General features: G+C 69.3%; 13 protein-coding genes. All 13 read left to right on the forward strand.

Going from position 1 to position 13,919, the window contains the following annotated elements; translation table 11 throughout:
- Positions 1–48 precede the first annotated feature (48 nt).
- Positions 49–645 carry a thioredoxin family protein gene (locus VLI41_RS02795; protein WP_325266534.1) on the forward strand — a complete coding sequence of 199 codons (597 nt, stop codon included), beginning with the start codon at positions 49–51 and terminating at the stop codon, positions 643–645.
- The gene (gene nuoG / locus VLI41_RS02800; RefSeq protein WP_325266535.1) at positions 645–2,690 is read left to right on the forward strand and encodes an NADH-quinone oxidoreductase subunit NuoG; all 2,046 of its coding nucleotides are present in this window, start codon (positions 645–647) and stop codon (positions 2,688–2,690) included. The genes VLI41_RS02795 and nuoG overlap by 1 nt, the downstream gene beginning before the upstream one ends.
- A gap of 3 nt (positions 2,691–2,693) precedes the next feature.
- Positions 2,694–3,776 carry an NADH-quinone oxidoreductase subunit NuoH gene (gene nuoH / locus VLI41_RS02805; RefSeq protein WP_325266536.1) on the forward strand — a complete coding sequence of 361 codons (1,083 nt, stop codon included), beginning with the start codon at positions 2,694–2,696 and terminating at the stop codon, positions 3,774–3,776.
- On the forward strand, positions 3,773–3,967 hold the full coding sequence (locus VLI41_RS02810) for a hypothetical protein (RefSeq protein ID WP_325266537.1): 195 nt from the start codon (positions 3,773–3,775) through the stop codon (positions 3,965–3,967). Before nuoH ends, VLI41_RS02810 begins: the two co-directional genes overlap by 4 nt.
- 2 nt (positions 3,968–3,969) lie before the next feature.
- Positions 3,970–4,461 carry an NADH-quinone oxidoreductase subunit NuoI gene (gene nuoI, locus VLI41_RS02815; protein ID WP_325266538.1) on the forward strand — a complete coding sequence of 164 codons (492 nt, stop codon included), beginning with the start codon at positions 3,970–3,972 and terminating at the stop codon, positions 4,459–4,461.
- 95 nt (positions 4,462–4,556) lie between these two features.
- Complete coding sequence (locus VLI41_RS02820; protein ID WP_325266539.1) at positions 4,557–5,186, forward strand: NADH-quinone oxidoreductase subunit J; 630 nt, start codon at positions 4,557–4,559, stop codon at positions 5,184–5,186.
- Positions 5,183–5,488, forward strand: a complete 306-nt coding sequence (nuoK, locus tag VLI41_RS02825) for an NADH-quinone oxidoreductase subunit NuoK (protein WP_325266540.1) — start codon at positions 5,183–5,185, stop codon at positions 5,486–5,488. The genes VLI41_RS02820 and nuoK overlap by 4 nt, the downstream gene beginning before the upstream one ends.
- 9 nt (positions 5,489–5,497) lie before the next feature.
- Positions 5,498–7,597 carry an NADH-quinone oxidoreductase subunit L gene (gene nuoL, locus VLI41_RS02830; protein ID WP_325266541.1) on the forward strand — a complete coding sequence of 700 codons (2,100 nt, stop codon included), beginning with the start codon at positions 5,498–5,500 and terminating at the stop codon, positions 7,595–7,597.
- Between the two features lie 15 nt (positions 7,598–7,612).
- On the forward strand, positions 7,613–9,100 hold the full coding sequence (locus tag VLI41_RS02835; RefSeq protein ID WP_325266542.1) for an NADH-quinone oxidoreductase subunit M: 1,488 nt from the start codon (positions 7,613–7,615) through the stop codon (positions 9,098–9,100).
- A gap of 7 nt (positions 9,101–9,107) precedes the next feature.
- Positions 9,108–10,538 carry an NADH-quinone oxidoreductase subunit NuoN gene (gene nuoN, locus VLI41_RS02840; protein WP_325266543.1) on the forward strand — a complete coding sequence of 477 codons (1,431 nt, stop codon included), beginning with the start codon at positions 9,108–9,110 and terminating at the stop codon, positions 10,536–10,538.
- Positions 10,539–10,684: 146 nt separating this feature from the next.
- Positions 10,685–11,425, forward strand: a complete 741-nt coding sequence (locus VLI41_RS02845; protein ID WP_325266544.1) for a biotin--[acetyl-CoA-carboxylase] ligase — start codon at positions 10,685–10,687, stop codon at positions 11,423–11,425.
- A gap of 3 nt (positions 11,426–11,428) precedes the next feature.
- On the forward strand, positions 11,429–12,202 hold the full coding sequence (locus VLI41_RS02850) for a type III pantothenate kinase (RefSeq protein WP_325266545.1): 774 nt from the start codon (positions 11,429–11,431) through the stop codon (positions 12,200–12,202).
- Positions 12,202–13,884, forward strand: a complete 1,683-nt coding sequence (locus VLI41_RS02855) for a ribonuclease J (RefSeq protein ID WP_325266546.1) — start codon at positions 12,202–12,204, stop codon at positions 13,882–13,884. Before VLI41_RS02850 ends, VLI41_RS02855 begins: the two co-directional genes overlap by 1 nt.
- Positions 13,885–13,919: the final 35 nt, after the last annotated feature.

A 13,919-nucleotide genomic window follows, 5' to 3' on the forward strand; every position in this document is an offset into this window, starting at 1 on the left:
GCGCGCAAGGGATCCTTCCCCGGCGCCAGGGTGGCGGCGGAGTAGGAGATGGCCCGCAGCTCGCTTCCCGCCGTCGCCGCCCTGGCCATGGCGCTCGCCATCGGCCCGGGGCTCGTCTCACCCAGCCACGCCGCGGAAATCACGCCGAGGCTGGAGGTGCGCACGTTGAAGGCGCTGCCCACGCCGCTGCCTTATCCGTACGACGAAAAGGCTTCGGCCAAATCCGTCGACGCCGCCCTGGACGCGGCCTTCGCCCGCGCGAGGGTCTCGCACAAGCGGGTGATCGTCGATCTGGGCGGCAACTGGTGCAGCTGGTGTCGGCTGCTGGCGGCGGTGATGGAACTCCCCGAAGCCGAGCCGTTCATCAAGGCTCACTTCGAGGTCGTCTCGATCGCCGTGACGAGCGCCGAGAAAAGCCGCGACGACGAGAACCGGCAGGTGCTGAAGCGGTTCGATATCAAGACGATAGACGGCTATCCTTATCTTGTGGTGGCGGAGCCGGACGGACGTGTCCTTGCGCGCTCCTCGGCGGTGACCGATGACGCCCACCACACGCCGCAGGCGATGCTGGACTGGATCGCCCGCTTCGCCACGCCCGCGCATTCCGTGAAGACGGCCGCCAGAGGCCGCGAGGTCGTAAGCTGATGCCAGTCTGCAAGGTCGATGGCGAAGAGGTCGAGTTCGAGCCGGGGATGAACGTCCTGCAGGTCTGCGAGCTGGCCGGCCGGGAGATCCCGCGGTTCTGCTACCACGAGCGGCTGTCGATCGCCGGCAACTGCCGCATGTGCCTGGTGGAGGTGAAGCCCGGCCCGCCCAAGCCGCAGGCCTCCTGCGCGCTGCCGGCCGCGGAGAACATGGAGATCTTCACCGACACGCCGATGGTGAAGAAGGCGCGGCACGGGGTGATGGAGTTCCTGCTCATCAACCACCCCCTGGACTGCCCGATCTGCGACCAGGGCGGCGAGTGCGACCTGCAGGACCAGGCCATGGGCTATGGCCGCGACGACAGCCGCTACACCGAGAACAAGCGGGCGGTCGAAGAGAAGTTCATGGGCCCGGTCATCAAGACGGTGATGACCCGCTGCATCCAGTGCACCCGCTGCGTCCGCTTCATCACCGAGGTGGCGGGGGTTCCGGACATCGGGCTGATCTCCCGCGGCGAAGACGTCGAGATCACCACCTACCTCGACCGCGCGGTGACCTCGGAGCTCAGCGGCAACGCCGTCGACCTCTGCCCGGTGGGCGCGCTGACCCACAAGCCCTGGGCCTTCAACTACCGGCCCTGGGAGCTGAAGAAGACCGAAAGCGTCGACGTGCACGATGCGCTGGGCGCCTCGATCCGGGTGGACAGCCGCGGTTCCGCCGTGCTGCGCGTGCTGCCGCGCACCAACGAGGACATCAACGAGGAGTGGATCTCCGACAAGACCCGCTACGCCGTGGACGGGCTCTCGCGCCAGCGGCTGGACCGGCCCTACGTCCGCGAGGGCGGCCGGTTGCGCCAGGCCTCCTGGAGCGAGGCGCTGGACCTGGTGGCCTCCAGGCTGAAGGCGGCCAGGCCGGAGCGGATCGGGGTGATCGCCGGCGACCTGCAGGACGCCGAATCCATGAAGGCCGCGCTCGACCTGTTCCGCGCGCTGGGCGTGGCGAGCCTCGATTGCCGGCAGGACGGCATGGCGCTGGGCGAGGGCCCGCGCGCCAGCTGGCTGTTCAACTCGACCATCGCGGGCATCGAGCAGGCCGATGTGGCGCTGCTGGTCGGGAGCAATCCGCGGCTCGAGGCGCCGGTGCTGAACGCCAGGCTGCGCAAGCGCTGGCTGGCGGGGGCGCTGCGGATCGGCCTGATCGGCGAGGCGGCGGATCTGACCTATCCCTACGACCACCTCGGCGCGGGCCCGAAGGCGCTGGGCGGCCTCTCGCGGCAGCGCAACGAGTTCGTGCAGGCCTTCAAGGCCGCCAAGGCGCCGGCCGTGATCCTCGGCGTGGGCGCGCTGTCCCGCCCCGACAGCCCCCCCGTCGTCAAGGCCGCCGCCGGGCTCGCCAGGAGCGTCGGCGCGACCTGGAACGTGCTGCACACCGCGGCGTCGCGGGTGGGCGGCCTCGACCTCGGCTTCGTTCCCCAGCCGGGCGGCAAGAGCGCGCGCGAGCTCGCCGCCAAAGGGGGCGCGGACGTGCTGTTCCTCATGGGCGCCGACGAGATCGACCTCTCGGCCAGCAAGGCCTTCACCGTCTACCTCGGCACGCACGGCGACCGCGGCGCGCACCGGGCCGACGTGATCCTGCCGGGCGCGGCCTACACCGAGAAGAACGGCATCTACGTCAATACCGAGGGCCGCGTGCAGCTCGGCGTCCGCGCCGTCTTCCCGAAGGGCGAGGCGCGGGAGGACTGGGCGATCCTGCGGGCGCTCTCCGACCGGCTCGGCCAACGGCTGCCCTACGACACGCTGGACGACCTGCGCCGCAAGCTGTTCGCCGACCACCCGAGCTTCGGGCGCATCGACTACGTCGAGGGCCGCGCGGGGGCGGCTTCGCTCGACCTCGCCGCGCTCGGCGGGCCGGGCGAGCTTGCCGACGAGCCGTTCGCGAGCCCGATCAAGGCGTTCCACCTCACCAACCCCATCGCCCGCGCCAGCGTGACGATGGCCGAGTGCGCGGCGCTCGCCGCGGGCCCGGCAAGGCTCGCGGCGGAGTAGGCGATGACCGGCGCTCAGAGCTTTTGGGCCACCCCCGGCGGCTGGACCCTGCTCACGGTGGGCCAGATCCTGGCCGTGGTGGTCTGGATCCTGCTCTCGCTCGCCTTCCTGCTGCTGGCCGACCGGAAGATCTGGGCCGGCGTGCAGATGCGCAAAGGCCCCAATGTCGTCGGGCCGTTCGGCCTCCTCCAGTCGTTCGCGGATTTCGGGAAGTTCCTGATCAAGGAGATCGTGGTGCCGGACGGCGCCGACAGGGCGGTGTTCCTGATGGCCCCGCTGATCGCCTTCACGCTCGGGTTCGGGGCCTGGGCGGTGATCCCGCTCGCCCCCGGCTGGGTGGTCTCCGACATCAACGTCGGCGTGCTCTACCTGTTCGCGATCTCCTCGCTCGGCGTCTACGGCATCATCATGGGCGGCTGGGCGTCGAACTCGAAATACCCGTTCCTCGGCAGCCTGCGCTCCGCGGCCCAGATGGTCTCCTACGAGGTCTCGATCGGCTTCATCATCGTCACCGTGGTGATCCTGGCCGGCACCTTGAACCTGCAGCAGATCGTGGCGGCGCAGGCCGGCGGCTTCTGGAACTGGAACGTGTTCGGCGGGCCGGGGCCGATCTGGACCAAGCTCCTGACCGTCATCATGCTGCCGGTGGCGGTGATCTTCTTCGTCTCGGGGCTGGCGGAGACCAACCGGCCGCCGTTCGACCTGCCGGAAGCCGAGAGCGAGCTGGTGGCGGGCTACGCGGTCGAGTACTCCTCGACGCCCTACCTGCTGTTCCAGATCGGCGAGTACGCCAACATCGTGCTGATCTGCGCGATGACCTCGATCCTGTTCTTCGGGGGCTGGCAGGCGCCGTTCCCGACGCCGTTCACCGCCTCCTGGCCGCCGACGGCGGCGAGCTTCTTCGGCTTCATGTGGTTCTTCCTGAAGATCATCTTCTTCTTTTTCCTGGTCGCCATGGCCAAGGCGGTGGTGCCCCGCTACCGCTACGACCAGCTGATGCGGCTGGGCTGGAAGGTGTTCCTGCCGAGCTCGCTGGTGGCGGTGGTGGCGGTCTCGGCCTGGCGCGTGTTCGGAGCGGGCGCGTGAGGCCGATCGCGGCTCTTGCCCTGGCCGGGCTGGTCGCGGCCTGCGCCTCGCCCGCGCCGGAAGGCGGGATCGCCAATTACGATGCGCTGCGCCAGGCGCATGCGGACTGCACGGCCAAGGGCGGAACCCTGGTGCTCGAGAGCGGCGGAGATCCCGAGTACATCGGCGACTACGCCTGTGAGAGGAAATGAGGATGCTGCAGCGGATCCGGCAGGCGGTGAAGGGCGCGGCGCTCCTCGATTTCGCCGGCGCCTTCGGGCTCGGGATGAAGTACATGATCCGGCCCAAGGCGACCGTGCAGTACCCGCACGAACGCAACCCGCAGAGCCCGCGCTTCCGCGGCGAGCATGCGCTGCGCCGCTACCCCAACGGCGAGGAGCGCTGCATCGCCTGCAAGCTGTGCGAGGCGATCTGCCCGGCGCAGGCGATCACCATCGAGGCCGAGCCGCGCGCCGACGGCTCGCGGCGGACCACGCGCTACGACATCGACATGGTGAAGTGCATCTACTGCGGGCTTTGCCAGGAGGCCTGCCCGGTGGACGCGATCGTCGAGGGCCCGAACCTGGAGTTCGCCGTCGAGACCCGCGAGGAGCTCTACTACGACAAGGAGAAGCTGCTCGACAACGGCGACCGCTGGGAGCGGCAGATCGCGAAGAATCTGGAACTGGACGCGCCATACCGATAACAGGACGGCGCGATCCGCCGAGCGGCTCCGGCCGACCGGGCGAGCCTCGGGGCGGAGTTGGACGAGCGTAATTTCGAGGGGTTGAGAAGAGCCGGATGGCCCTGCAGGCGATCGCATTCTACCTACTGGCGGCGGCGACGGTCGGGTCCGGATTCGCCGTCGTCTCGGCGCGCAGTCCGGTCCACTCGGTGCTGTTCCTGATCGCCGCCTTCTTCTCCGCCGCCGGCCTCTTCGTGCTGATGGGCGCGGAGTTCCTGGCCATGCTGCTGGTGGTCGTCTACGTGGGCGCGGTCGCGGTGCTCTTCCTGTTCGTGGTGATGATGCTGGACGTCGACTTCGCCGCGCTCCGGCAAGGCTTCGCCCGCTACATGCCGCTGGGCGGCCTGGTGGCCGCAGGGCTCGCCATCGAGATGGTGGTGGTCTCGACGACCGTCGCCACGCAAGGGGCCGCCAGGCTCAACGACCAGCCGATGGCGCGCGGCGCGGCCGCGGCGGCGAACGTCACCAACGCCGAGGCGATCGGTCGGGTGCTCTACACCAACTACATCTACTTCTTCCAGGCGGCCGGGATGGTGCTGCTGGTGGCGATGATCGGCGCGATCGTGCTGACGCTGCGCCACAAGCCGCACGTGCGCCGGCAGGTCATCGCCGATCAGGTGGCCCGCACGACGCGGACCGGGATGCGCGTGGTGTCCCTGAAGCCCGGCCAGGGCGTCGGCGAATGATCGGTCTGCCGCACTATCTGGCGGTCGCCGCCATCCTATTCACGATCGGGGTGTTCGGCATCTTCGTGAACCGCAAGAACGTGATCGTCATCCTGATGTCGATCGAGCTGATCCTGCTGGCGGTGAACATCAACCTGGTCGCCTTCTCGGTCTATCTCGGCAATGTGGTGGGGCAGGTGTTCGCCATGTTCGTGCTGACCGTGGCCGCGGCCGAGGCGGCGGTGGGGCTGGCGATCCTGGTCACCTTCTTCCGCAACCGCGGCGACATCGCCGTCGACGACGCCTCGATGATGAAGGGCTGAGCCGCGCGCATGTCACCTCAGACGCTGGTCACCATCATCCTGTTCGCCCCCATCCTCGGGGCGGCCATCGCGGGCTTCGTCGGCCGGCGCATCGGCGACGTGGCCTCGATGGCGGTGACCACGGGGCTGCTGTTCCTCTCGGCGGCGCTCTCATGGGTGGTGTTCGCGCAGTGGACCTGGGGCGGACTGCAACCCTTCACGCTGACCTACGCGCCGTTCATCCAGGTCGGGACCTTCGTCTCGAACTGGAGCTTCCGGCTCGACGGCCTCTCGGCGGTGATGCTGGTGGTGGTGACGAGCGTCTCCTCGCTGGTGCACCTCTATTCCTGGGGCTACATGGCCGAGGACGACAGCAAGCCCCGGTTCTTCAGCTACCTGTCGCTGTTCACCTTCGCCATGCTGGCGCTGATCGGCGCCGCCGACTTCATGCAGCTGTTCTTCGGCTGGGAGGGCGTGGGCCTGGCGAGCTACCTGTTGATCGGCTTCTGGTTCAAGAAGCCCACCGCCAACGCCGCGGCGATCAAGGCCTTCGTGGTCAACAGGGTTGGCGACTTCGGGTTCGCGCTCGGCATCATGACCACCTTCTGGGCGTTCGGGAGCATCCAGTTCGCCCAGATCTTCCCGGCCGTCGCCGCGCACAGCCATCAGGCCTGGCGCTTCGCGAGCTGGGACTTCCGGCTGATGGACCTCGCCTGCGCGCTGCTGTTCGTCGGCGCGATGGGCAAGTCGGCGCAGTTCTTCCTGCACACCTGGCTGCCCGACGCCATGGAGGGCCCGACGCCGGTCTCGGCGCTGATCCATGCGGCGACCATGGTGACGGCGGGCGTCTACATGGTCTGCCTGCTCTCGCCGATGTTCGAATACGCGCCGGTGGCGAAGAACCTCGTCGCCTTCATCGGCGCGATCACCGCCCTGTTCGCCGCCACCGTCGGCATGACCCAGAACGACATCAAGCGGGTGATCGCCTATTCGACCTGCTCGCAGCTCGGCTACATGTTCATGGCCGCCGGCGTCGGCGCCTACCAGGCCGGCATGTTCCACCTGTTCACCCACGCCTTCTTCAAGGCGCTGCTGTTCCTGGGCGCGGGCTCGGTGATCACCGCCATGGCGCACGAGCAGGACATGCGCCGCTATGGCGGGCTCGCGCGGTTCCTGCCGGTCACCTTCGCGGTGATGGTGATCGGCACCATCTCCATCACCGGCCTCGGCATCCCGGGCCTGGAATGGGGCTTCGCGGGCTTCTATTCGAAGGATTCGATCATCCACGCCGGCTATGCGGCCGGGATGGCGGGCGATCCGATGGGCTACTTCACCTTCGTCATCGGCGTCTTCGTGGCGGGGCTGACCGCCTTCTATTCCTGGCGGCTGGCCTTCTTCACCTTCAACGGCCACGCGCGCTGGACCCGCGAGGACCTCGAGCACCACTGGCACAACCGCGACCATGCGCACGACGCGCACGACGACCACGCCACGGCCGCGCAGATCGAGACCCACGACGAGCCGCTCGAGGAGCATGCCGCGACCGCCCACGGCCAGGGCGAGGCCGAGCCGCACGAGACCGCCTGGACCATGCGCCTGCCGCTGATCCTGCTGGCGATCGGTGCGATCGCCTCCGGCTTCCTGTTCGAGGAGCGCTTCGTGGGCGCCGGGCAGCACGCCTTCTGGCGCGGCGCGATCTTCACGGCGAGCAACAACCACGTGCTGGGGCCGCTGAACGCGCCCTGGTGGATCGTCTCGGCGCCGCTGGCGGTCTCGGTGGTGGGCCTGCTGGTCGCGGCCTACGTCTATCTTGCCAGGGAAGGCCTGGGCGCGCGCCTCGCCGCCCGGCAGGGGCCGCTCTACCTGTTCTTCTACAACAAGTGGTTCTTCGACGAGCTCTACGACGCGACCTTGGTGCGCGCGGCCCGCTTCCTGGGCGACCTCTTCTGGAAGGGCGGCGACCAGCGGGTCATCGACGGGCTGGGCCCCGACGGCGTGTCGGCGGTCACCTACGCCATGGGCCGGCGGACCGGCCTGCTGCAGACCGGCTACGTCTACCACTACGCCTTCGTGATGCTGCTGGGCGTCGCGGGCCTGCTCACCTACGCCCTGTGGGCGTGGAACGCGTAAGGGGAGGGCGCACGCATGACCGGCATCCTGTCGCTCACCACCTTCGCCCCCATCGTGGGCGTGGTCGGCATCCTGATCCTGCGCTTCTTCGGCCAGCCGGAGGATGCGCGCACGGTGGGCGCGGCCAAGTGGATCGCGCTGATCGCCACGCTGGCGACCTTCGCGCTCTCGGTCCTGATGCTGGCCGGCTTCGACCCCAACCAGGCGGGATTCCAGTTCCTGGAGGACACGCCCTGGTTCGGCGTCTTCCGCTACCGCATGGGCGTCGACGGGATCTCGGTGCTGTTCGTGATCCTGACCACCTTCCTGCTGCCGCTGTGCATCATCGCGTCCTGGAAATCGATCACCAGCCGCGTGCTCGAGTACATGATCGCCTTCCTGCTGCTCGAGACCCTGATGATCGGGGTGTTCACGGCGCTCGACCTGATCCTGTTCTACATCTTCTTCGAGTTCGGCCTGATCCCGATGTTCCTGATCATCGGCATCTGGGGCGGGCAGCGGCGGGTCTACGCGGCGTTCAAGTTCTTCCTCTACACGCTGCTGGGCTCGGTGCTGATGCTGGCGGCCATCCTGACCATGGTGGCGGTCTCCGGCACCAGCTCGATACCGGTGCTGATGACCTACCACTTCGACCCGGGCCTGCAGATCTGGCTGTGGCTCGCCTTCGCCGCATCATTCGCAGTGAAGCTTCCGATGTGGCCGGTGCACACCTGGCTGCCGGACGCCCACGTCGAAGCCCCCACCGCGGGCTCCGTCGTCCTGGCCGGCATCCTGCTGAAGTTGGGCGGCTACGGATTCCTGCGCTTCTCGCTGCCGATGTTCCCGCACGCCTCGCAGTTCTTCACGCCGCTGGTCTTCGCGCTCAGCGTCATCGCGGTGATCTACACCTCGCTCGTCGCCTGGCGGCAGGTCGATATGAAGAAGCTGATCGCCTATTCGTCGGTGGCCCACATGGGTCTCGTCACGATCGGCATCTTCTCCGGCAACGTGCAGGGCGAGCAGGGCGCGATCTACCAGATGCTGAGCCATGGCGTGATCTCCGGCGCCCTCTTCCTGTGCGTCGGGGTGGTCTACGACCGGATGCACACCCGCGAGATCGCCTTCTACGGCGGGGTGGCGAACCGGATGCCCTGGTATGCGGCGGTGTTCATGCTCTTCACCATGGCCAATGTGGGTCTGCCGGGCACCTCGGGCTTCGTCGGCGAGATGCTGTCGATGGTCGGCGGCTATCAGGCGTCCACCTGGACCGCGATCCTGGCGGCCACCGGCGTCATCCTCTCGGCGGTCTACATGCTGACCCTCTATCGCAGGGTCGTGTTCGGCGAGCTCGTGAACCCGAAGCTCGCGGCCATCGCCGATCTCGAGGTCCGGGAGGTCGTGGTCTTCGCCCCGCTGATGATCGCGACCCTGGTCATGGGCGTCATGCCGGCATTCGTCTTCAACTTCACCCAGGTCTCGGCCGAACATCTGGCCCAGGTCTACCGCGCAGCCATCGGGGGCTAGGCCTTAGATGAACTTCTCCGCCGAGCTCGCGGTCGCCTATCCGGAACTGATCCTGGGCCTTGGCGCGCTGGTGCTCCTGGTGCTGGGCGCGTTCGCGCCGCGCAACACCGGCCTGGTCGGCGCGCTCAGCATCCTGGTGCTGGCGGCCGCGGCCGTCGCCGCGGCGTTGCAGCCGCTGGGCTCGGCGTTCGCGGGGGGCCTGGTGTTCGATTCCGCCGCCGCCTTCGCCAAGGTCGCCATCTACATCGCGAGCGCGGTGTGCGTGCCGCTCGGCCAGCGCTGGTTCGAGCGGCGCGGCGTGCGCAACTTCGAGTTCCCGATCCTGATCCTCATCGCCGCGCTCGGCATGGGGATGATGGCCTCCTCCGGCGACCTCATCTCGCTCTACGTCGGCGTCGAGCTGCACTCGCTGGCGCTCTATGTGCTGGCCGCCATGCACCGCGACGACGCCCGCGCCTCGGAGGCGGGGCTGAAGTACTTCGTGCTGGGCGCGCTCTCCTCGGGCCTGCTGCTCTATGGCGCGAGCCTGATCTACGGCTTTGCGGGATCGACCGTGTTCACCGACATCGCCGCGGCGGTGCGGCACGGGGCCGGGACCGGCGTGCTCTTCGGCCTCATCTTCCTGATCTGCGGACTGGCCTTCAAGGTCTCCGCCGCGCCCTTCCACATGTGGACGCCGGACGTCTACGAGGGCGCGCCCACGCCGGTGGTGGCCTTCTTCTCCGCCGCCCCGAAGCTCGCCGCCATGGTGCTGTTCGGCCGCGCGCTCGGCCAGGGCTTCGCCGGCGCGGCGGGCCAGTGGCAGGAGGTGCTGATCGCCCTCGGGCTGATCTCGGTGGGGGTGGGCGCGTTCGCCGGCCTCGCCCAGAAGAACCTGAAGCGGCTGTTGGCCTATTCCTCGATCGCCAACGTCGGCTACGCGATCCTCGGCATGGCCTCGGGCACGACCGAGGGCATGCAGTCCATGCTGGTGTTCATGGTGCTCTACATGATCGACGTGACCGGCTTCTTCGCCTGCCTTGCGGCGCTGTCGCGCCAGGGCCGGCCGATGGAGACGATCGACGACATGGCGGGGCTGATCAAGGCGCAGCCGGGGCTGGGGCTGGCGATGACCGCCTTCTCGCTCTCGGCGCTCGGCCTGCCGCCGTTCTCCGGCTTCTGGGCCAAGGTCTACGTCTTCAAGGCCGCGCTGCACGCGGGGCTCGCCTGGCCGGCGGTGCTGGGCCTGGTGGGCTCGGTGGTGGCGGCCTTCTACTACCTGCGGCTGGTGAAGGTGATCTGGTTCGACGCGGCCGAGGGCGCGACCGACCGCCCGGCGCCGGAGGCCCGCGGCATCGCCGTCGCCCTGGCGCTGTTCTCGTTCCCGGTGGTGATGGTGGCGCTCCGCTGGATCGACCCGCTCGCCGCCACCGCCGCCCGCGCCTTCGGCCTGGCGTAGGAATTGGGAACCACGGATTCCACGGATTTCACGGATAGCCGCTTCCGCGCCGGAGGCGCGATCACCTTGCCAGATCCCGGAATGGATCGCTCGCACTCGCTCGCAGTCGCGATCCGTGGAAATCCGTGGAATCCGTGGTTCTTCGCATGACGACGCATCCGCCGATCGAAGCCTATGACGAGATCGACTCGACCAACGCCGAGGCGCGCCGGCGGGCCGAGGCGGGAGACGAAGGGCCGGTGTGGATCGCCGCGGCCGTGCAGACCGCCGGCCGCGGCCGGCGCGGGCGGAACTGGTCGACGGAGCGGGGCAATCTCGCCGCCACCCTCATGATGACCACCGAGGCGCCGCCTCTCGAGGCCGCGCAGCTCTCCTTCGTGGCCGCGCTCGCCGCCGCCGAGCTCGCCGACGCCTGCCTGGGCCCCGACGTCGCCGGGCTGAAATGGCCCAATGACGTGCTGATCCACGGGCGGAAGTGCACCGGCATCCTGGTGGAATCCGGCGCGCGCGCCGACGGCCGCCTGTGGCTGGCGGTCGGGATCGGGGTCAACCTCGCCCATGCGCCGCCCAACGTGGAGCGGCCGGCGACCGCCTACGCCGAGCACATGGCGGGCCGGCCGCCCGAGCCGCTCGCCGCCCTCGAGGTGCTCGCCGCGCGCTTCGAGGCCTGGCGGCAGGTCTGGGCGATGCAGGGATTCGCGCCCGTCGCGCGGGCCTGGAGCACGAGGGCGCTCGGCCTCGGCCAGCCCTGCGAGGCGCGGCTCCCGAACCGCACGGTGGCCGGCGTCGCCGAGGGGCTCGATCCGGACGGCGCGCTCAGGCTGCGGCTGGACGACGGCGGCCTGGAGCGCATAACCGCGGGCGAAGTCTTCTTCGGGGGGGCGTAGGCCATGCTGCTGGCCATCGAGCAGGGCAACACCAACACGCTGTTCGCCGTGCACGACGGGCAGACGTGGTCGGCCCAGTGGCGGACGGCGACCGACAGCGCCCGGACCGCGGACGAGTACGCGGTGTGGCTGTCGCAACTCCTCAACATGGCCGGCCTGCAGCTCGGCGTCTTCGACGGCTGCATCATTTCCTCGGTCGTGCCGCAGTCGATCTTCAACCTGCGGAACCTGTCGCGGCGCTACCTGCACGTGGAGCCGCTGGTGATCGGCGAGAACGCCGAGCTCGGCATCGACATCCGCATCGACAAGCCCACGGAGGCCGGCGACGACCGGCTGGTCAACGCCATCGGCGCCCACGCGGCCTATCCCGGCGAGCTGATCGTCATCGATTCCGGCACCGCCACCACCTTCGACGTGGTGGCCGCCGACGGCGCCTTCGAGGGCGGGGTGATCGCGCCCGGGATCAACCTGTCGATGGAGGCGTTGCACAGCGCGGCGGCCAAACTTCCCCGGGTCGCCATCCAGAAGCCGCACAAGGTGGTGGGAACCGACACCGTGGGGGCCATGCAGTCCGGCGTGTTCTGGGGCTATATCGCCATGATCGAAGGCCTGACGACGCGCATCAAGGCCGAGCGGGGCGCGCCGCTGACGGTGGTGGCGACCGGCGGCATCGCCTCGCTGTTCCACGGCGCCACGGCGAGCGTCGACCACTTCGATCCGGACCTCACCATCCGCGGGCTCCTGGAGATCTGGCGACGCAACCAGGGCCGGAGCTGATGGCCGCGCCCCGAGCCGAGGACGAGCTGGTCTTCCTGCCGCTCGGCGGCTCGAACGAGATCGGCATGAACTTCAACCTCTACGGCTACGGCCCGGCCCACGACCGGCGCTGGATCGTGGTCGATCTCGGCGTGACGTTCGGCGACCAGTCGACGCCGGGCGTGGAGGTGATCCTGCCGGACCCGAGCTACATCGAGGCCTACGCCGACCGCATCCTGGGGATCGTGCTGACCCATGCGCACGAGGACCATATCGGCGCGGTGGCCTGGCTGTGGCCGCGGATGAAGGCGCCGATCTACGCCACCCCGTTCACCGCCTTCGTGCTGCGCGAGAAGCTCCGCGAGGCCGACCTGCTCGAGGAGGTCGAGATCATCGAGGTCCCGCTGGGCGGCGCGATCGACCTGGGGCCGTTCCATCTGGAGCTGATCACCCTCACCCATTCGATCCCGGAGCCGAACGGGCTGGCGATCAAGACGCCGTTGGGCACGGTGCTGCACACCGGCGACTGGAAAATCGATCCGGACCCGCTGCTCGGCGGCCCGACCGACGTGGCGGCCATCCGCCGGCTCGGCGATGCGGGCGTGCTGGCCATGGTCTGCGATTCGACCAACGTCTTCGTGGACGGGCGCGCAGGCTCCGAGGCGGCGGTGCGCGAGACCCTGATGCCGCTGATCGCGGGGCTCAAGGGCAAGGTCGCGGTCGCCTGCTTCGCCTCCAACGTGGCGCGGATGGACAGCGTCTGCCGCGCCGCCGAAGCCGCCGGCCGGCGCGTCTGCCTGGTGGGCCGCTCGATGCGGCGCATGGCCTCGGCGGCGAAGTCGGTCGGGCTGATGACGGACCTGCAGCCGTTCCTGGAGGAGAACGAGGCCGGCTACCTGCCGCCCGAAGCGATCCTCTACCTCTGCACCGGAAGCCAGGGCGAGCCGCGCGCGGCCCTGGCCCGGATCGCCGACGGGACGCATCCGCACGTCACCCTGGGCCAGGGCGATGCGGCGGTGTTCTCCTCGCGGATCATCCCGGGCAACGAGATCCCCATCCGCAACCTGCAGAACAAGCTCGCCGACCGTGGCGTGCGGCTCTACACCGAGCGCGACCATCCGGGGATCCACGTCTCCGGCCATCCGTGCCGCGACGAGCTCGCCGACATGTACCACTGGGCGAGGCCCGAGATCGCGGTGCCGACGCACGGCGAGCGCCGCCACCTCCTGGAGCACGCCGCCTTCGCCCGCGACCTGCAGGTTCCGCAGCAGCTCGCGCCGCGCAACGGCGACATGGTGCGCCTGGCGCCCGGCCGGGCGGAGGTCATCGACGAGACGCCGGCGGGGCGCCTCTACCTCGACGCCGGCGTGCTGACGCCGGAGAACGGCCAGGCGCTGCGCGAACGCCGACACGCCGCCTTCAACGGCGTGGTCTCGGTGGCCGTGGTGCTGGACCGCCGGGGCCGCATCGCGTCTGGCCCGCAGGTCCGCGCGCTCGGCCTGCCGACCGATGCGGAGTATCCGCTGGACGAGGTGCTGGACGATCTCGCCGAAGCCGCCGAGCAGGCCCTGACCCGCCTCTCCGGCGGCGAGCGTGAGCTGGACGAGACGATCGAGACGGCGATGTCGCGCGCCGTCAAGAAGGCCAGCCAGCGCATCTGGGGCCGCCGCCCGGTCGTCGAGACCACTGTGCTGCGCGTCTGACAGCGGCGTCCTAAGCCGTTGCGGAACCGGCGGCG

It is taken from the genome of Phenylobacterium sp., assembly GCF_035475775.1.
In the GTDB taxonomy this organism is placed as follows: domain Bacteria; phylum Pseudomonadota; class Alphaproteobacteria; order Caulobacterales; family Caulobacteraceae; genus Phenylobacterium.

Excerpts from the sequence above, each read along its gene's own strand:
- VLI41_RS02820 (WP_325266539.1), top strand. The coding sequence starts at position 4,557 with ATGGCCCTGCAGGCGATCGCATTCTACCTACTGGCGGCGGCGACGGTC.
- nuoL (WP_325266541.1), top strand. The coding sequence starts at position 5,498 with ATGTCACCTCAGACGCTGGTCACCATCATCCTGTTCGCCCCCATCCTC.
- VLI41_RS02795 (WP_325266534.1), top strand. The coding sequence starts at position 49 with ATGGCCCGCAGCTCGCTTCCCGCCGTCGCCGCCCTGGCCATGGCGCTC.
- VLI41_RS02855 (WP_325266546.1), top strand. The coding sequence starts at position 12,202 with ATGGCCGCGCCCCGAGCCGAGGACGAGCTGGTCTTCCTGCCGCTCGGC.
- VLI41_RS02845 (WP_325266544.1), top strand. The coding sequence starts at position 10,685 with ATGACGACGCATCCGCCGATCGAAGCCTATGACGAGATCGACTCGACC.
- nuoI (WP_325266538.1), top strand. The coding sequence starts at position 3,970 with ATGCTGCAGCGGATCCGGCAGGCGGTGAAGGGCGCGGCGCTCCTCGAT.
- VLI41_RS02850 (WP_325266545.1), top strand. The coding sequence starts at position 11,429 with ATGCTGCTGGCCATCGAGCAGGGCAACACCAACACGCTGTTCGCCGTG.
- nuoH (WP_325266536.1), top strand. The coding sequence starts at position 2,694 with ATGACCGGCGCTCAGAGCTTTTGGGCCACCCCCGGCGGCTGGACCCTG.
- VLI41_RS02835 (WP_325266542.1), top strand. The coding sequence starts at position 7,613 with ATGACCGGCATCCTGTCGCTCACCACCTTCGCCCCCATCGTGGGCGTG.
- nuoN (WP_325266543.1), top strand. The coding sequence starts at position 9,108 with ATGAACTTCTCCGCCGAGCTCGCGGTCGCCTATCCGGAACTGATCCTG.
- nuoG (WP_325266535.1), top strand. The coding sequence starts at position 645 with ATGCCAGTCTGCAAGGTCGATGGCGAAGAGGTCGAGTTCGAGCCGGGG.
- nuoK (WP_325266540.1), top strand. The coding sequence starts at position 5,183 with ATGATCGGTCTGCCGCACTATCTGGCGGTCGCCGCCATCCTATTCACG.